This window comes from Clostridium sp. Marseille-Q2269, from assembly GCF_943736985.1.
Classification (GTDB): Bacteria; Bacillota; Clostridia; order Clostridiales; family Clostridiaceae; genus Clostridium_F.
In genome coordinates, this window is record NZ_CALSFS010000022.1 from 1 (window position 1) to 19,916 (window position 19,916).

Consider the following 19,916-nt stretch of genomic DNA (forward strand, 5'->3'; position numbering starts at 1 on the left):
TTTATATTCTATATAGTAAAAGGTGATAATTTTATGAATTTTAAAAAAAAACCTAAGGTATACCATACCTTATACAAGAGGCTTTTAGGATTATTATTTGTACTTTTTATATTTATAGTGTTAATAATAAATGCTATAAGCAAAGATAAAACATTTTCTGTAGTGGAAAATCGTAATTTGAAAACTAAGCCCAAATTTTCCTTGGAGAATTTGATTAATAATCAATTTACTAAAAAGTATGAAGAGTATATATCTGATCAATTCATATTTAGGAATTTATGGATCAATATAAAATCATCTACAGAAAAGCTTATGGGGAAAAAAGAAAATAATGATGTATATATTGGCCATGATGATTATTTAATAGATAAATTTAAAAAGCCAGATCAAGAAGATGTAGATGAAAAAATAAAGGCTGTGAATACTTTTGTAAAGAATAATAGTAGTTTATCTAATTATATTATGATAGTTCCAACAAAGATAAAGGTTTTAGAAGACAGGTTACCTAAGTTTGCTCCATCTTATGATGAGGTTAAGTATATAAATGACTTCTATGGATCTTTAGATAAAAATATAAAAAGAATAAATGTGTTTGATGCTTTAAATAAGAATAAAGATAAGTATATATATTATAGAACAGATCATCATTGGACTACTGAAGGCGCTTATTATGCATATTTAGAATTTTGTAAGAAATCAAAAATAAAGCCTAAATTTGATAAAGAATATAATATTGATAAAGTTAGCAATAGTTTTTATGGATCATTATATTCACGTTCTGGAATTTCAGATATTGAGCCTGATGATATTAATGTGTATCTACCTAAACAAGAAGAAAATATTATAATAAATTATATAGAAGAAAAGAAAAAATCTGTTAGTTTATATAATGCAGAAGATCTAAATACTAAAGATAAATATACCTTATTTACAGACGGCAATCATCCTGTAATAAAAATACAAACATCTAGCAAATCCAATAAAAGATTACTTGTTATTAAAGATTCTTATGCTAATTCATTTATACCATTTTTAACTTCTCATTATAGTGACATATTGGTAGTTGATTTAAGGTATTATGCTAATAAAATAGAAGATTTAATAAAAGATAATAATATAACAGATACGCTTATACTTTATAATGCTAGTACATTTTTTGAAGATGAATCAATACTAGATATTAGTGAATATGATATAAATTAGAGTTTGGTTTTTTATGCCTGATTTTAATAAAACATTTATACTTAGTAAATTTTTTATATTAAAAAAGACTATATTTCCATGCACAAGATGCAATGGAAATATAGTCTCTTTTTTTATACCCAAATTCAAAAAATAAATTAATTAGCACAGTTATTATTGTATGGAAAAATACACACCACAAAAGTTTTAAATATTACAATACATTAAATTAATCTATTGCGTTAGTTAAAGCAGTTTTAGCATTGGTTTAATATGAAAATTATGATTTTCTAAGATTAATTTAACTAGCACAAGAAGTTAAATTCATTACTATGATTTTAAAGAATTTAACCTGATTTATGCATAAACATATAAAAATATAATATATTTTACTATGTGTATAAAGTTGATAATTAGTTCTTTAAGGCGGTGTTAGAATAATGCATGAACTTATTAAAAAAATTAGACAAGGTGACATTAATTCCTTAGAAAAAATAGTAGATGATTTTACTCCTATTATTTTAAAGGAAGCTTCAAAGTATAACATAAAATCATATTATTATGAGGATCTAGTACAACATGGATATTTATCTGTTATAAAAGCAGTAAATATCTATAAGGGAGAAGATGAAGATTTTAAATCTTATTGTGTTGAATCTATAAGAGAAAGTTATAAGGAGCTTTTAAAAGATGAGATAAAGCATCATAGGGAAATACAAGATGAGAGTATATTTGGGAAAAATGAACAAGAGTACCTATTTACCGTAGAAGATGAAGTTTTAGCCTATGAAAAGACCCAACAAGTAAGCAAGGTTTTACAAACTTTAACCCCAGTTGAGCAAGGGTTAATACAAGGTACACCTGTAGAGGATAAGAAGAAAAAGAAAGTTTCTAAAAAACATAATAAAAGTTATAACAATATAGGATATCAAAAAGAAAGAATAGTAAAAAGATTGCAAAATATTTTAAAGAAGTAATAATCCTTATTGTTTTTCCTTATATCCTTATGAAACATGTAATTTAAAAAATTATTATAATTCCTAGCGATGAAAAGACAAATTTATATATAACTTTAAACATTGTGTTCATATGATAAGGGGGTATTAATTATGGGTAGTAAGTCCTTACAAAAATTTTTGTTGGAAAATTTAGAAGATTTGAAAAAGAGAGGTTTGTATAATCAAATAGACACGTTAGAAAGTTCAAATGGTCCAATAATTAAAATGGATGGAAAAGATTTAATTAATCTTTCATCTAATAATTATTTAGGACTAGCAACTAATCCTAAAATGATACAAGCATCAGTAGACGCTACAAAACAATATGGTGCAGGAGCAGGAGCAGTTAGGACTATAAATGGTACATTAAAAATTCATGTAGAGTTAGAAAAAAAACTAGCTCAATTTAAGCATACAGAAGCAGCAATAGCCTTCCAATCAGGATTTAATTGTAATGGAGGGGCTATACAGGCTGTAATGAACAAAAAAGACGCTATTTTATCTGATGAATTAAATCATGCATCTATTATAGATGGATGTAAACTATCAGGTGCAAAAATTATAAGGTATAAGCATAATGATATGGAAGATTTAAGAGCTAAAGCAAAAGAAGCTAAAGAAAGTGGATTCTATGAGAAGATGATGGTTATAACTGATGGTGTATTTTCTATGGATGGAGATATAGTAAAGTTACCACAGCTAGTAAAAGTTGCAGAAGAATTCGATTTAATAACTTATGTAGATGATGCCCATGGTTCAGGTGTAATGGGAAAAGGCGCTGGAACTGTTAAACATTTTGGATTATCCCACAAAATAGATTTTCAAATAGGAACTTTATCAAAGGCAATTGGAGTTGTAGGTGGTTATGTTGCAGGATCAAAAGATTTAATAAACTGGCTAAAAGTTAGAGCTAGACCATTCTTATTTTCAACTTCATTGACTCCAGGAGCAGCAGGTGCATGTATAGAAGCATTGGATATAATGACTGAAAGTACAGAACTTGTTGATAAGCTTTGGGAAAATGGAAGATATTTAAAAGAAGAATTGAAGAAGTTAGGATTTAATATAGGTCATAGCGAAACACCAATAACTCCGTGCATAATTGGTGATGAGAAGTTAACTCAAAAGTTTTCTAAGAAATTATTACAACAGGGTGTTTATGCAAAATCAATAGTGTTCCCAACAGTACCACTTGGAACAGGTAGAGTCAGAAATATGCCAACAGCAGCTCATACAAAGGAAATGCTTCATAGAGCATTAGCTATTTATGAGAGAGTAGGTAAGGAACTAAGTGTAATTAGATAACTTTTGATATTTTGGGGGTGGGGTTTATGGAAAAGATTTTAATAACAGGTTCTTTAGGACAAATAGGATCAGAATTAGTCACATATATGAGAAAAATTTATGGAGATTCTAATGTTATTGCAACTGATATTAGAAAATTAGAAAAAAATCCAGTTGTTGAGGGAGGTCCCTTTGAAGTATTAGATGTTTTACATGCTGATAGTATAGCAGAAGTAGCTAAAAAATATCAGGTGGATTCAATTATTCATCTTGCTGCACTTTTATCTGCAGTAGCAGAAGCTAAACCAGCTTTAGCATGGCAAATAAATATGGGTGGTTTATTTAACGCATTAGAAGTTGCAAGAGAATTAAAGTGTAAGTTTTTCACACCAAGTTCAATAGGGGCATTTGGATTATCAACGCCAAGAGATAATACTCCACAAGATACAATTCAAAGACCAGGAACAATGTATGGAGTTACAAAGGTATCTGGAGAATTGTTATGTGATTATTATTTTAAGAGATTTGGGGTGGATACAAGAGGAGTACGGTTCCCTGGACTTATATCTTATGTAGCACCTCCAGGTGGTGGAACTACAGACTATGCTGTAGACATTTATTATAAGGCATTACAAGAAGGCAAATATACATCTTATATAGCTGATGGTACCTATATGGATATGATGTATATGCCAGATGCATTAAATGCTATAGTTACTTTAATGGAATCAGATCCTTCAAAATTAAAACATAGAAATGCATTTAATATAACGGCCATGAGTTTTGAACCATGTCAAATAGCAGAGGAAATAAAGAAACATATACCTAATTTTGAAATGAATTATGATGTTGATCCAATAAGACAAGCAATAGCGGATTCTTGGCCTAATTCAATAGACTGTACAGCTGCTAAAGAAGAGTGGGGATTTAAAGCGGAGTATAACTTAGAAACAATGACAAAAGATATGTTAGATAAATTAAGAGTTAAATTAAATATAACGGATGTATAAATAGGATTTTAAACTAGCTTTTTTATATAAAAAGTTTTAAAAAATTAATAAGAAATGTTATCTATAGATAGGCTGTTGAATAATTAAATTTAAACTATATGGATAAAATAGCATAATCAGAAATATTTCAACATATATTAATAAAACAGCATAGCAAAAATATTTTAAAATATATTAAAAAACTTATACAAATTTCATTATAGAAAGGCTTCATTTTTAGAGTCTTTCTTTTTTTGTGTGAAGAAACCCATATATAATAAACTAACATTACTGTCAGTAGATTTAGCGTTAGTCTTGTGATTCTGTAAGTTCAATTTAAATAGCACAACAAGTTAAAGTAACATTAGTGTTGGTCTATTTAAATATATAGTATAAGATTTTAAATATTATATAAAATGATATATATAAGTATATTTTGTAATAATTTAGCAACCATAGTTAATAAAATCCATTATATAATATTAACTATAAAGTATTAAAATGGAATATTAAAATCATAAATAAGAATATAATATTTATGAAGAAAAAAGTAATAATTAATTATTAATATGGTAATAAGATAATTTTAATATTTTAATAAAGAAGTATTAATATAAAAGTAGTAACATAAGAATAACACATATTAAGTGAACGGTTAAAAAATATTTATGATAAGGAGAGAATAAAATGGGAAAAGGTAAAAATTCATTTATTCATGAAATCATATTTGTTATATCTTTGGCAGCAGTATTATCTGTAGTTGTAATGTAATAAGCAATGATTTATATATCTTACAAGTAAAAGATTATATAAAACATGAAGTAGGGATATTTTCTCCTTTTAGGGGGATGAATTTACTTATTTTAAGTAGTCTTTTAAACTTAGAGAATAATTATAAAGATTTTTTTCATAGTATGCAAACAGTATATAAAAAGATGAAAAATGCAAGATTTTCTGGTACAGATTATCTAACCTTGTCTTCTTATACTATGGTTAAAAAGGTCTCTATAGATAAATGGGATGAAAAGATTGAAAGAATGAGTAGTTTTTATTCAAATATGAAAAAGAATCATTTTTGGTTAACTTCTCAAGATGATTATGTACTTGCAGCGGTATTAGCCACTTCAGATTTGGAGGTAGAAAAAACTTCCTATGAAATGGAATACTATTATAAATTATTAAATAATAATGGATTCTTTAAAGGAACCTCATTGCAAAGTCTTTCTCAAATACTGGTTTTTGGAGAAGAAGATGCTGAAAGAAAATGTAGTAGAGCGTTATCTTTGTATGATAAACTAAATAATAAAAAATGCAAGCTTAAATATGATGGATTGGCTTCTTTGGGAATGCTTACTCTTATAACTTCTAATGAAGATGAAATAGTAGGAGAAATAAAAGAAGTCTATGATTATATAAGAAAAAAGCAAGGATATGGATTTTTAAACATTGAAAAGTCTCATGTCACTATGTTAGCTATCTCCTTAGTAGCGGATTGTCACATTGATAAAATTAAAGAAGGATTATTGGATGCAACTTTGGCTAATAGTATAAACGCTATATTAATTGCTGAACAACAAGTTATTATGTCAGGGTGTATAGTAGCTTCAGTAGCAGCAGCCTCTTCATCATCAAATTAATAATAATTTAAATAGTAAAAAATTAAAAGCTAGGTACTTAAACTTAAGTATCTAGCTTTTAGTTCTTATAGTGGAAGTAATTTATTTTATAATGAATAAAAGTGTAATATGTAATTAAGCAAGATACAATTATTACGATTTTGTAATAATTCTATTAATGATATTGTAATAAAGAAAGTTTAATATAAAAGCTGTAGATGAGAAAAGAAATAAAGGAGTGGACTTATAAATGGAATTATTAAAAGTTATAGATTTATGTAAAAGCTATGGAAAAGGTGAAACAAAGCTAGATGCATTAAAAAATATTAATTTAACTATAAATCAAGGAGAATTTGTTGCTATAGTTGGTCCTTCAGGATCTGGTAAAAGCACATTGCTTCATCTTTTAGGGGGAGTGGATAAGCCAACTTCTGGAGAAGTAGTTTTAGAAGGCACTAATATATATTCTCTAAAAGAAAATGAATTAGCTATATTAAGAAGAAGAAAGATAGGGTTTATATTTCAATTTTATAATTTAATACCGGTTTTAACAGCAGAGGAAAATATAGAAATGCCAGTACTTTTGGATAATAAAAAACCAGATAGAAAGTATATGGATGAACTTCTAGATATATTAGGGTTAAAACAAAGAAAAAATCACTTACCTTCACAGCTATCAGGAGGGCAGCAGCAGAGGGTTTCTATAGGTAGAGCACTGGCTAATAAGCCATCTATAATACTTGCCGATGAACCTACAGGAAATTTAGATTCCAAAAATTCTAAAGAGATAATGGAACTTTTAAGATACTCAGTAAAAAAATACAATCAAACTTTAGTACTTATAACTCATGATTTAAGTATAGCAAAAATGGCAGATAGAGTTATAACTATAAGTGACGGTGAAGTCAAGGGAGACGAGGTGATTACAGTTGAAAAGCTATAGTCAAATTACGGGAAGATACCTAAAGGAAAATAAAAAAAGGACTATATTAACTATAATAGGTATAATTTTAGCTGTATCTTTATTTTCAGGTATAGGAAATCTATTTTTTAGTATGAGAGATAATCTTATACAAAGAGAAAGAGATGAAAAAGGTAATTATGAAGTAAAATATAATTTTTTAGATAAAGATAAAGTAAATAAACTAAGCAACAATGTAGAATTTAAAGATTATGGTGTAAGTAAAGAAGGAACTGTTGTAACTGTAGCTAATGATAAGAATAATAAAAGAATAAATGATGCAAAAAATAAATCAAATAATAATCTTAAAATTATAAGTTTAAATTTTTATGATGAAGAAATGTTTAATTATGTAATGAAATTTGACATGAAAGAAGGAAGAAAACCTAAGGCAGCAGATGAAATAATATTAGAAAAGAAGGCCAAGAGAAGATTAAACAAATCTGTAGGAGATTATATAGATGCAATTAGTATAGATGAAGAACTACTTAAAAAAGGAACAATAAATAAATCTAAAAGTTACAAAGTGGATAATGCAAACTTAAATTTAAATAAAGTTAAAAAATATAAGATAGTAGGATATTATGAAGCTAATGTAAGTGTCACTGATGATTTTTATAAAGCTATAGGATATTTAGATAAAAATTCTATGGGAAAAGATAATGAATATTCTCTTTATGCTAATTTAAAAGAGAAGAAAAATAAGATAGCTATAGGGGATAAGATAGGTAAATCATTTGGACTAAGTAAGAATAAAAAAATAAAAGGTATTCCACAAGTAGTGTACAATGAGTCCGTATTAAGGCTTATGGCTGAAGGAAATAGTACCATATTAAATGAAGGTACAAAAGGGTTTTTCATATTTATTGTAGGTATGATAATTGTATGTACTGTAGCTGTTATATATAATGCTTTTAATATATCTGTGGCAGAGAGAATAAATCAGTTTGGTATATTAAGAAGTATAGGAGCTACACCTAAAAAGATAAGAACATTAGTATTTAAAGAAGCTTTTATAATGAGTGCTATAGCTATTCCCATAGGGATATTGTCAGGATATTTAGGGATTTATATTACAATAAAGCTTATGTCAAATTCACAGGTATTTATGTTTGAGGGAATGAGAATTTCCTTTTACAAAGATGTTATAATTATTTGTATTTTACTAACAGCTATAACAATATTGTTATCTGTTTTAGGACCATCTATAAAGGCCTCTAGAGTATCACCTATAGATGCCATAAGAAATTCTTCAAATCTTAAAAAAGAAAAGATAAAAAGAAGAAAGGGAAAACTTATAAAATTAATATTTGGCGTAGAAGGAGCAGTAGCTTATAAAAATATAAGAAGGAATAATAAAAGATTCATTATAACAGTATTCTCTCTTATGGTATCTTTGGTAATGTTTGTAACATTAACATCTATGGTGAAGATCACTGGAGAAGCCCAAAAGCAATTTTTTAGTGCACTTCCATTTGATGCTACTTTTCAAATAGATGAAGGTGAGTTGGATGAAAAATTTATATCACAAGTTAAAAATAAGCCTGGCATAGAACGAGTATATGTTCCAAAAATAAGATATTCTGTAGTACCTTTAGAAAAAGGGATGTTAAATGAAAAGTATTATGAAAAAATAAATAAAGAAATGCCTGAAGGAGAAAAAATCAAAGGAAAAGATTATGTTTTCTTAGATAATATATCCTATTCAGCATATGATGATGCTGCTTTTAGTGAAGCAAAAAAAAGTATTATAGAAGGGAAAATAGATAAAAAAGCTTTAGATAATAATGGGGTAATTCTTATAAATAGAAATGAGGTAACTAAAAATAACGGAGGAAAGGTAATAGCTAATATTACAAAGTATAAGGTTGGAGACAAAATAAAAATTCAAAAAACCAAGGATAAATTTTATCCTGTAGATAGACAAGATAAGGGAAAAGTAGATTTAAAAGGTCAATCAAAAAAAGCACTAGAAAAAGGACATTTTATAGAACTAACTGTAGTAGGAATATTGAGCAAAGATAATTTTAACTCTAGTATGAATGGAAATAAGATAGGTTTAGTTTTTAGTGATAAATGCTTTGAAAATAATTTTGGTAAAATTCCTGTAGATTCTATTGCTATAAGTTATAAAGATAAAAATTCTAAGGATAAACATGAAAGTTATTTTGAAGATAAGGCAGAAGAGTTTGATGGACAATATATAGATCTATATAAGCAAAATGATATGATGGAAAGTGCATTTAGACAAATAGGAGTATTAATATACGGTTTTATAACTATAATCACCATAATTGGAGTGGTAAATATAGTAAATACCGTAACCATAGGATTACTCCTTAGAAAATCAGAATTTGCTATACTAACAGCCATAGGAATGACCAAGGTGCAGTTAAATAAAATGGTAATGCTAGAAGGAATACTTCATGGAATATTCACCAGTGTATTTGGAAGTATTATATCTTATATCTTGTATATGTTAATGTTAAAACAAAGTGGAGAGTTTTTAAGTTTTGATATAAAGTTCCCTATAGATGTATTTATTACAGGTATTGTAGGAGTAGTAGCAATAACACTTATAGCATCTTTAATACCACTTAGAAGACTTAAGAAAATGAGTATAGTAGATAATATAAGAGCAAAAGAGTAGAAATAAGAAAATAAGTATTTAACGGAATATAAAATTCATAAGTACTCATATAATAATTGTATAAATAAAAACAATAAAAATATAAAGAATAACGATAAATATTTATTGACACTTTAAAAAATATGATGTATATTATAAATAAAAACTTATTTTAAAGTGAGGTAATATTTATGAAAAATACAGTAAGTTCAAAATTATTAAATGGATTTGTTGTTGTTGGAATTATTTTAACAATTTTAGTACTTGTAGGCACTCCTCTTGGTTTAACAGCAGTTTTTAAAGTATCTAATATAAAAGTAGTTAATGAAAACATGCCTTGGATACTTACAATGTTTATTTATATTTGTGCTGTTCCATATGTGCTAGCATTATTTAAGCTAAAATCTATATGTGGTTTACTTGGAGATGAGAATCCTTTTTCACTGAAGATTTCAGAAGAGTTTAAAGTAATTGCTATTTGTGCGTTTAGTGAAGTAATACTTTTTATAGTATCACAATTAATACTTTGCTTTGTTTATGATTTTTATTTATATGTTTTAACTATTCTTCCTATTATTATTGTATCTTTTATTTCTATAATAGCAGGTTTTCTTTCAATAGTTATGTCAAATATATTTAAAAAGGCGGCTGAAATAAAAGAAGAATTAGATCTTACTTTTTAATAGGAGGTGTAGTAGTATGATAGTTGTTAATTTAGATGTTATGATGGCAAAAAGAAAAATATCTCTTACGGAATTATCAGAAAAACTTGGTATGACTATGGCAAATGTATCAAACTTTAAAAATCATAAGGCTAAAGCTTTTAGATTTACAACCCTTGACGCCTTATGCAAAATACTACAATGCCAACCTGGAGATATATTAGAATATAGAGAAGATGAAGAATAATAATCATAATAGTTATATATAACATAAATATAATTAAAGTATTTGTAAATTAATTTTGATAGCTTTTATAAATCACACAATTATTTCATAATCATTTTTTACTGTGAAATATGGAGGTGAATAATAATATGAAAAAACAAAAAATACAAGAAGAGAAAATAGAAAAAGAAAAGGTTCAAAATCAGGGGAATAATAAAAAACATAATGAATATATATCATTTTTAAGTATAGTAGCTGCATTGGATTTGTTAGTTATAAAGTAAATAAAATATTTTGTTAAAAAAATAGATTTGATATTTAAAGTATAAACATCAAATCTATTTTATTTTTTTATAATAAAATAAAGTTTAATATATTTTATTTTGAGGATAAAATTGAATTTGTTTTTTAAAAACATCCTATATTTCTATAAAAATGAATAATTTTGCAAGTGTTCAGTCAGAAAACAGATAATTTTTCTATTTCTAAATTATTATAAATATTTTGAATTAATATAAAGAAAATTATGAATATTATTATTTTTAAATAAGTATATATTGCATATTGCGTTTGCGTAAGTTTTTTGGTATTATCAATAGTAGTTATTTATATGTTATGAATTTTATATAGTCAAAAAAATCATTCGGAGGTATTGAAATTGATAGAAAGTAAAAGAAAAAAATCATTAACTTTTAAAATATTGTTTTCCTTGTTCTTAGGAATAATTTTTGGAATAATAGCTAATTCATTTTTCCCACAACAAATAAATAATACTATAAGTAAATGGGTATTAGTTCCTATGGGGAATATTTTTTTAAGAGGCATAAAAATGCTAGTAGTTCCTTTGGTATTATTTTCAATAATATGTGGAGCAGCTAGTACTGGAGATATTAAAAAGCTAGGAAGAGTTGGAGGAAAAATATTTACATATTATCTTATTACAACAGCTGTAGCTATAAGTATAGCTCTTTTTATAGCCAATATTTTTAAACCAGGAATGGGTATAGCATTAAAAGTAAGTAAAGAGATTGTAAAAACAGAAAAACCTCAATTTATTATGGACATGCTAGTTAACATGATACCTTCTAATCCCATAGAAGCTATGGTAAAAGGAGATATGTTACAAATAATATTTTTTGCTTTAATGGTGGGTATTTCAATAACTTTGGTTGGAAGTAAGGCTAAAAATTTATTGAATATATTTGAAGAAATTAATGTTGTTTTATTAAAAATGATAAATATAATAATGAAAATAACACCACTAGGAGTATTTGCTTTAATAAGTAATGTTATTATGGCACAAGGAATAAAAGTTTTAATTCCACTTATTAAATATTTATTAGTAGCGGTACTAATATTGGCAATTCACACATTCCTTGTTTATGGTGGTATGCTTAAGTTTATAGGGAAATTAAGTCCTATAAGTTTCTTTAAAAAGTTTTGGCCAACTATGGTATTTGCTTTTAGTACATCAAGTAGTAATGTTACAATACCTATAAACTTAGAAACTTGTGAGAAAAAATTTGGAGTGGATAAGTCTATATCTAGTTTTACCATACCACTAGGTGCAACTATTAATATGGATGGTACAGCTATAATGCAAGGTTTAGCAGCTATATTTGTATCTCAAATGTATGGCATTAACTTAAGTTTAAATCAACAATTGACTATAATACTTATGGCCACCTTAGCTTCTATAGGAACATCTGGAGTACCAGGTACTGGAATAGTTATGTTATCCATGGTATTTCAACAAGTAGGATTACCTTTAGAAGGAATAGGAATAATTTTAAGTGTGGATAGAATATTCGATATGGCAAGAACTGCAGTTAATATAACAGGAGATGCAGTAGGAACACTTATTGTAGCTAATTCCGAAAAAGGATTAAACAAGGAAATATATGAAGAATTTACAGCTTAGCTTGAAAATATAATCTGTTATGTTATCCCCCAAACCTCATGCATTTGTATGGGGTTTTTAATGCTTTAATTTATCTATAGATATCATATTAATATTTATCATAAAGGAAGTGTTTTAATGAATTTAATGTTTAGTATGTAAAATATGATTTAAAAATAATTTCATTATATAAATAAAAAATAAGAGCGGATTATGTAAAATTCTTTTAAATAAGTATAACATAAATTATAATTAAATAAGATACTTCTATATTTATGAAGTTTATAATTTATTTATATAATGTAGTAATTATTAGAAAATATTTATTTTAATGTAAAAATTATATTTTATAAATAATACTATGCTAACGTGTTTTTAGGGGGATTTTATGACAAATATATTATTAGTAGAAGATGATATGGCTTTAGCTATTGGAGTGGAATATACACTAAAACAAGAAAAGTATGTAGTAAAGAGAGCTAAAAATTTAAAAGAAGCTAGAGAGATTTTAAAAGAAGAAGAATTACATTTAATTCTTTTAGATTTAATGTTACCTGACGGAAGCGGATATGATTTATGCAGTGAAATAAGAAAGGAAAGTTCTATACCTGTAATATTTATGACCGCCTGTGATGAAGAGGCTAATGTGGTTTTAGGATTAGATATGGGAGGAGACGATTATATAACAAAACCCATTAGGATAAGAGAACTTTTGTCTAGGATAAATGCGATTTTAAGAAGAAAAGGTAAGGATATAGAATTAAATGCTACAAATATAAAAGAAGATAATTTAAATGATAATAGTATAGTTCTAAAGGACATAGTAATAGAGCCTTTAAAAGCAAAAGTGTTTAAAAATGGAGAGGAAATACTGCTTACAGCAGGAGAGTATAAATTGCTTTTAATACTTATAGAGAACAAAGGCAATGTGCTATCTAGAAATGTTTTATTAGAAAAAATTTGGGATGTGGACGGAAATTTTGTGGATGGAAACACCTTAAATGTTTATATAAAAAGATTAAGAGAAAAAATAGAAAAAGATCCTAGAAAACCTGAATATATAGAAACCGTAAGAGGTATAGGATATAGATGGGGTGAATAAGCTAATTTTCAGTGGGATTTTATTATGTAAATATTAAAATAATGAGATTTCATGGTGACCAATATAACTTATGTGGTAATGATTTATGTAAGGGTTAACTTAATAATATCCAATAGATTACAAATATAGTGGGGTTATAGATAAGGAGGATAATTTTGTTTAAGTATTTTAGAAATCCTGAAATGAAATTAGTAACTATACAGTTTAGCGTAATAATTATTTTATTTAGTATAGTAACTACATTTTTTGTAACATATGACACCAATAAATTAAATAAAAATTATATAAATAATAACACCCTAATAGTAGGAAGTATACTATCAAAGCATCCAGAATTAGAGGATGAAATAATAGCTTCCTTAAATAACAATGATAATTTACAAAACAAAAAATCTATGGATAAAAAGAATTATGAAATAGGAAGAAAAGTTCTACAAAAGTATTCTTATGATGAAAATTTAAAGATTTATAAAAATCCTTCATTAAATAGCTTTAGTAGAAATTTTACACATAAAATAGTGCTTTGGTTTGCTTTAATTATTTTTATTACATATATAATAATATATATAAATTTTAAGAGTTTTTATAAAAGAGCGGAAATATTTACTAAGGCCTCAGAGAATATAATGGAAGGCCATTTTAATAAATTCATAGATGAAAATAAAGAAGGGGATTTTCATGTTCTTTCTTACAAGTTTAATTTAATGTCTAATAGATTGGAAGAATCTTTATTAAATTTAAAAAAAGAAAAAGTATTTTTAAAAAATATAATATCAGACATTTCCCATCAATTAAAAACACCCCTGTCTTCTTTAATAATGTTTAATGAATTAATGAAGAATGAACATATGCCTTTAGAACATAGAAAAAATTTTTTAAATCTTAGCGATGAACAATTAAGAAGAATGGAATGGCTTATTAAAAATCTTTTAAAAATCGGAAGGCTAGAAGCAGGAGTAGTAGAATTTAAAAGAGAAAATAATCCTTTGTATATGACAGTAAATAAAGCATTATCAGGTCTTAATGAAAAGTGTAAACAGAAGTCTCAAAATGTGATAGTTGATATAAACAAAGATACTTTTTTAAAACATGACATGGAATGGACAGCAGAGGCTCTTTCAAATATTATAAAAAATGCTATAGAGCATACAGGAGAAAATGGAGAAATAAAAATAAGCTCAGAAGAAACCCCAATATCTTTGACCATAAGTATAAAGGATAATGGAGAAGGAATTCCTAAAAATCTACAAAATAAAATATTTGATAGATTTTATAAAGGGGAAAATTCAGTGAATCCTTTAAGTATAGGTATAGGTCTTTCTTTAAGTAAATCTATAATAGAACAACAAAATGGAAATATAACTGTAGAAAGTGAAGAAGGTAAAGGAACAGAATTTATAATAATTTTTCTAAAAACAATTATATAAATATTAAAGTAATAAAAATAGATGTACTTTTAAAATAAATTTAACTGGTTGTCCTAGTTAAAGCTAACTTATAGAATCATATTTTGCATATTAAACTAATGCTAGATGAACTTTTATATTTTCTCTATTAAAAATTTAATTCATTCTTATTTCAATATGTCTTATTATTTGATAGAATATATATTAGTAGGAAAAATTTTAAAAATAGGTATGGGAGGGAATAGTTTTGGATAAAAATATTTTAGAAGTAAAGAAACAAAAGATAATGAGAACTATAAAATCCTTACAAGAAAATAATATGAATGGATACTTAGTTAATAACAAAGAAGAATTAATAGAAAAAATAAAAGAAATAGTAAAAAAAGGCGCTAAGGTATCCTGTGGTGGATCTGTAACTTTATTTGAAACTGGAGTTATAGACCATTTAAGATCTGGAAGATATGAATTTTTAGACAGATATAAAGAAGGGTTAACTGGAGAAGATATAAAAAACATATTTAGAGAATCATTTTTTGCTGATGCGTATTTTGTAAGTTCTAATGCCATAACTGAAAATGGAGAGTTGTACAATGTAGATGGTAATGGAAATAGAGTAGCAGCTATGCTTTATGGTCCAGATAAAGTTATTGTAATAGCTGGAGTCAATAAAATAGTAACAAATTTAGATGAAGCAATAAAAAGAAATAGATACCAATCAGCACCAGCTAATACCATAAGATTAAATAGAAAGACGCCTTGTACAAAATTAGGTTATTGTATAGATTGCAAAAGCCCAGAAAGAATATGTAATGAGTATACATTAATAAAAAGACAAGGAAACAAAGATAGAATTCATGTTATATTTATAAATGAAGAGCTTGGATATTAAAATTCAGTTAAATAATAATTAAGTAAAATATGAAGATCATACATATTTTAAACATGGTAAAAATATTTTAAATATGTTAGATATTTTTTAAATATAAATAATATAATTTATTTAAATTATGTGAAATATATTTAAAAATTTAATAAGATTCATGTAGCTTATATATATTAAACAAGGCATATTATAAATAATTATAATTAATATTATATTTATAGTATACCTTGTTTTTTTTATTAGATTTATTCATGATCTTGTGGTTGCTATATAAATTTCTATAAGATTGTAATTTTTATTAAATTTAAAACTTAATTGTGAATAGTACCCTCATCTCTTATATCATTAAGAGGAACTATAAGATTGTTACCAGTTTTTAAACTTTCTACTGTAGCCATTTTAGAGTATTCATCTACAGCTTTTATAATTACAGGTTCACCTTTACAAAATACATCTACTTTTTCACAATCTATTAATTTAGAAGCTCTACTTGCGTCCATTTTATTCACTCCTTTAGTATTATTTATGATTAGTTTTTGCATTTACATATAAAATATGTAGACATTATAACTGTATTTATGTATAATGTTTTTAAGCAATTTAATATTAGATGTTTAAAGTAACAGAGTAGGTGGATACACGTTAAGGTTTAGAGGACGGGAAGTTGTCTCTAAAAGAAAAATCTTTTAAAAGATTTGCGATGTACTACCGCATTCCGCTGTTACATTAGAGAGTTATATTCTAAAACACTTATTTTCTCTTTAGTGTAATGCAGTGGAGAAAAAATAAGTGTTTTTTTATTTTATATTGGGAAGGTGACTAAAAGAAATGAAAAGCAAAATTGGAGTAAAGACAATGGTTTTATGCGGACTTTTTATAGCAGCTGCCATAATATTAAGGATTTTTAGCCTAATGATACCAATAGGCGGTGCGGGAGCTATGAGAATAAGCCTTTCTGGCATATTTATTAAAATGCCAGCAGTAATTTTTGGAGGCACTATAGGTGGTGCTGTTGCTGGTATAGTAGATATATTAGCATATATAATAAAACCTATGGGAGGATATATTCCTTTTCTAACATTAACTAGTATATTAGATGGTATACTTGTGGCAATTATATGGTCAAAAATTAAAAATATAGATATACGAAAAATAGAAAAATTATATCCAATATTTTTTATTATTTTAGGTGCTATAGCTGGTGCTGCTCATATAGGCATATTATCTGGTAATAAATCATTTTTGCATGTAGCAATGAGCTTATTAGGGAAAAAATATATGTATGTAATAACAGCTATAGAAATAATAACTATAGTGGCTTTAATAATATTTATAATAAATATTAAATTAAAACAAAATAATACTATTAAGCATATATATGAAGATTATATGAAATTGATTATAGCTTTTGGAACATCAGGAATAATAGTATCTACACTTAACACATATATACTTTTAATGTTTATACCAGCACTTCATGGAAAAGCATTTATGATGCTTTGGATACCAAGAATTGTAGAAGAGATATTTATGATAGTTCTGGAATCTTATATAGTTGCTTTGCTATTGAGAGTTTATGATTCACTAGGATTAAAGACAAGCAATTAAATTCTTAGGATATTAATGAAAATTATTAATAAAAATATATATAGGTAGAATTTTTGATTTAAATATAAGAATAAACATATTTAAATCAAAATTCTATCTATTTTATTTTATAAGTTATAATAAATAATTTTAAAACACATTATAGAATATCTAGTATAATTATTAACTATTACCATGTATAATATAAATTGATAAAAGGTTTACTATGATTGATAAAAATAAGTAACAAATAAAATTATTAAGGTAATATGAGCAAAGATAAAAATCCACAAAATTTTAAATTTAATAAAGATGAGGTGGAATGTATGAAAATAATAGTTATTGGACCAAGAGGAAAAATGGGAAGGCTAGTTATTAAATCTTGTTGTGATAATGAAAAAATACAGCTTGTAGCTGCAGTTGCTCCAAAGGGAAGAGAATATATAGGACAAGATGTTGGCTTAGTTGCAAATATAGGGAAAAATATAGGTTGTAAAGTAGTAGATGATTTAGATTCTGTTATAGATAAGTGTGATTGTATTATAGATTTTACAGATTCACAAATTTCTATGGATGTATTTGAAAAAGCATTAAAAAGCAAAAAAGCTGTAGTATGTGGGTCTACTGGATTTTCAGAAGAACAACTTAATAGAATAAATGAAATTTCAAAAGAAATACCAGTAGTTTTAGCAGGAAACACTTCTATGGTAGTAAATCTTATGTATAAATTAGTTGAACTTGCAGCTAAAACTATAGGAGATATGTCTGATATTGAAATAATAGAGATGCATGATAGATATAAAAAAGATGCTCCAAGTGGAACTTCTCTAGAAATTGGAGAAGTTTTAGCTAACACATTTAATAAAGAATTGAAGGATTTGGCCCAATTTGGAAGACATGGAAAAGGGGAAAGAGAAGACGGTAAAATTGCATATCATTCTTTAAGAGCAGGAGATATTTCAAGCACTCATACTGTTATGTTTGGGCTTATGGGGGAAAGATTGGAGATAACTCATCATGCTCACAATTGGGAATGCTTTGCAAATGGAGGATGTAAAGCTGCATTATATCTACAAAATAAAAAACCGGGAATGTATTCTATGAAAGACGTGTTAGGATTATAGGTATGTAAATTTATTTTTAACAGTATAAAATATATATTGTTTTTAATCTATATATAATGTAGGATTTATATGGTAAAAGATTATATTACTTTAATTTGTATAATGCATTATTTGGATAATGAATGCTAGACGATTTTCACATATATATTTTAGATAGTTTTTTCATATATATAATGTAGGGATTCAAAACAAATAGAAATTTTATTATAAATAGGTTTAAAAAATTAAATTTATTTTTTATGAATTTTTATTTGAAAATATTTCAAAATACTTAGGAGATGATTTTATGAAAAATTTTGTAGCTACACAGTGGTTACAAGATCATTTAGAAGATGAAAACATAATTGTTGTAGATTGTAGATCTGATCTTTTAGATATTAGCTATGGAGAAAAAGTCTATAATGATGGGCATATAAAAAATGCTGTTTTTGCAGATTTAAAAAAGATTATGGCCTCTCCAGAAAAGGAACACGGAGGAAGAACACCTCTACCTACTATAGAAGAGTTTAAAGAAAGAATAGAAAAATTAGGTATAAACAATGATACTTTAGTGGTAGCCTATGATGAATTAAAAATATCCTCAGCAGCAAGATTTTGTTGGATGCTAAGATGCATAGGACATAGTAATAATTATGTGCTAGATGGAGGCATAGACAAGTGGATTAAAGAAGAAAGAAAATTATATACTAAAAAAGAAGAAAATAAAGATGAATGTATAAACAATAATAAAGACTTTAAAGTTTCTGTAAATAAAGAAATGAGAGTGGATGTAAATTATGTAAAAGAGCATATGGGAAAAGATATTTTCTTAATAGATTCAAGAAGTAATATAAGATATAGAGGTTTAGAAGAGCCTATAGACAAGGTTGCAGGTCATATTCCAGGAGCTGAAAATTACTGTTGGAAAGATATGCTTAATGAAGATGGTACTGTAGATGAAGATAAGGTCAAAGAAATTTTTTCTAAACTTAAAGATCATAATATAGTAGCTTATTGTGGATCAGGGGTAGATGCTACATTTAATTATTTACTTTTAGATGAATTAGGAATTAAAGCAAAAGTTTACTCTGGAAGCTGGAGTGACTGGATAACTTATAAAGATAACCCTATAGAACATGAGTAAAGTTTTATAAATAAAGTTAACTTATAATTATATTTGAATTATTAAAAGAAATTATAGATATAAATTTATAATAAGAGTTTCAATATTAAAAAAAGAAACTCTTATTTATTGTTTAATATTAAGATTATTATAAACATATGATAATTTCACTTGTTGTGGTAGATAAAGTTAAATTATAGAATTATATTTTCTATATTAAACTAACGATAAATTAACTGACAGTAACATCACCTTATTTAAAATT

Annotated in this window: 18 protein-coding genes and 1 riboswitch; of the genes, 17 read left to right on the plus strand and 1 reads right to left on the minus strand. The window is 26.1% G+C overall.

What is annotated here, in order from left to right; all coding sequences use genetic code 11:
* Positions 1–33: 33 nt before the first annotated feature.
* The 14 genes from NGI68_RS16550 (at position 34) to NGI68_RS16610 (ending at position 15,844) form a co-directional block, all read left to right on the plus strand.
* A complete protein-coding gene (locus NGI68_RS16550) occupies positions 34–1,203 on the plus strand; it encodes a DHHW family protein (RefSeq protein ID WP_251862549.1) in 1,170 nt (389 codons plus the stop codon).
* Between the two features lie 419 nt (positions 1,204–1,622).
* Complete coding sequence (locus NGI68_RS16555) at positions 1,623–2,159, plus strand: sigma-70 family RNA polymerase sigma factor (RefSeq protein WP_251862550.1); 537 nt, start codon at positions 1,623–1,625, stop codon at positions 2,157–2,159.
* Positions 2,160–2,291: 132 nt separating this feature from the next.
* Positions 2,292–3,485, plus strand: a complete 1,194-nt coding sequence (locus tag NGI68_RS16560; protein ID WP_251862551.1) for a glycine C-acetyltransferase — start codon at positions 2,292–2,294, stop codon at positions 3,483–3,485.
* A gap of 26 nt (positions 3,486–3,511) precedes the next feature.
* The gene (locus NGI68_RS16565) at positions 3,512–4,474 is read left to right on the plus strand and encodes an L-threonine 3-dehydrogenase (protein WP_251862552.1); all 963 of its coding nucleotides are present in this window, start codon (positions 3,512–3,514) and stop codon (positions 4,472–4,474) included.
* Positions 4,475–5,241: 767 nt separating this feature from the next.
* Positions 5,242–6,090 (plus strand): DUF4003 family protein, encoded by an 849-nt coding sequence (locus NGI68_RS16570; RefSeq protein ID WP_286010133.1) that lies wholly within the window; start codon positions 5,242–5,244, stop codon positions 6,088–6,090.
* A gap of 229 nt (positions 6,091–6,319) precedes the next feature.
* Positions 6,320–7,012, plus strand: coding sequence for an ABC transporter ATP-binding protein (locus NGI68_RS16575; protein WP_251862554.1), 693 nt, complete (start codon positions 6,320–6,322; stop codon positions 7,010–7,012).
* Positions 6,999–9,680: an ABC transporter permease gene (locus NGI68_RS16580; RefSeq protein ID WP_251862555.1), complete on the plus strand. Its 2,682-nt coding sequence runs from the start codon at positions 6,999–7,001 to the stop codon at positions 9,678–9,680. The genes NGI68_RS16575 and NGI68_RS16580 overlap by 14 nt, the downstream gene beginning before the upstream one ends.
* A gap of 170 nt (positions 9,681–9,850) precedes the next feature.
* Complete coding sequence (locus tag NGI68_RS16585; protein ID WP_251862556.1) at positions 9,851–10,342, plus strand: DUF2975 domain-containing protein; 492 nt, start codon at positions 9,851–9,853, stop codon at positions 10,340–10,342.
* Between the two features lie 16 nt (positions 10,343–10,358).
* Positions 10,359–10,568 carry a helix-turn-helix domain-containing protein gene (locus NGI68_RS16590; protein ID WP_251862557.1) on the plus strand — a complete coding sequence of 70 codons (210 nt, stop codon included), beginning with the start codon at positions 10,359–10,361 and terminating at the stop codon, positions 10,566–10,568.
* A gap of 128 nt (positions 10,569–10,696) precedes the next feature.
* Positions 10,697–10,831, plus strand: a complete 135-nt coding sequence (locus NGI68_RS17005; protein ID WP_286010131.1) for a hypothetical protein — start codon at positions 10,697–10,699, stop codon at positions 10,829–10,831.
* A 377-nt stretch (positions 10,832–11,208) separates the two neighbouring features.
* Positions 11,209–12,468, plus strand: coding sequence for a dicarboxylate/amino acid:cation symporter (locus NGI68_RS16595; protein ID WP_251862571.1), 1,260 nt, complete (start codon positions 11,209–11,211; stop codon positions 12,466–12,468).
* A gap of 367 nt (positions 12,469–12,835) precedes the next feature.
* Entirely contained in the window at positions 12,836–13,549 is a 714-nt protein-coding gene (locus NGI68_RS16600) for a response regulator transcription factor (RefSeq protein WP_251862558.1), read from the plus strand.
* Between the two features lie 155 nt (positions 13,550–13,704).
* Complete coding sequence (locus NGI68_RS16605) at positions 13,705–14,976, plus strand: sensor histidine kinase (protein WP_251862559.1); 1,272 nt, start codon at positions 13,705–13,707, stop codon at positions 14,974–14,976.
* A 226-nt stretch (positions 14,977–15,202) separates the two neighbouring features.
* Positions 15,203–15,844 carry a lactate utilization protein gene (locus NGI68_RS16610; protein WP_251862560.1) on the plus strand — a complete coding sequence of 214 codons (642 nt, stop codon included), beginning with the start codon at positions 15,203–15,205 and terminating at the stop codon, positions 15,842–15,844.
* Between the two features lie 305 nt (positions 15,845–16,149).
* Here NGI68_RS16610 and NGI68_RS16615 read toward each other — a convergent pair whose 3' ends face one another.
* On the minus strand, positions 16,150–16,338 hold the full coding sequence (locus tag NGI68_RS16615) for an H-type small acid-soluble spore protein (RefSeq protein ID WP_251862561.1): 189 nt from the start codon (positions 16,336–16,338) through the stop codon (positions 16,150–16,152).
* A gap of 121 nt (positions 16,339–16,459) precedes the next feature.
* Positions 16,460–16,561, plus strand: a riboswitch (THF riboswitch).
* A gap of 105 nt (positions 16,562–16,666) precedes the next feature.
* Here NGI68_RS16615 and NGI68_RS16620 point away from each other — a divergent pair.
* The 3 genes from NGI68_RS16620 (at position 16,667) to NGI68_RS16630 (ending at position 19,672) form a co-directional block, all read left to right on the plus strand.
* Positions 16,667–17,446: an ECF transporter S component gene (locus NGI68_RS16620; protein ID WP_251862562.1), complete on the plus strand. Its 780-nt coding sequence runs from the start codon at positions 16,667–16,669 to the stop codon at positions 17,444–17,446.
* A gap of 305 nt (positions 17,447–17,751) precedes the next feature.
* On the plus strand, positions 17,752–18,549 hold the full coding sequence (gene dapB / locus NGI68_RS16625) for a 4-hydroxy-tetrahydrodipicolinate reductase (protein ID WP_251862563.1): 798 nt from the start codon (positions 17,752–17,754) through the stop codon (positions 18,547–18,549).
* Between the two features lie 286 nt (positions 18,550–18,835).
* Positions 18,836–19,672: a sulfurtransferase gene (locus tag NGI68_RS16630; RefSeq protein WP_251862564.1), complete on the plus strand. Its 837-nt coding sequence runs from the start codon at positions 18,836–18,838 to the stop codon at positions 19,670–19,672.
* The last annotated feature ends 244 nt before the right edge of the window (positions 19,673–19,916 follow it).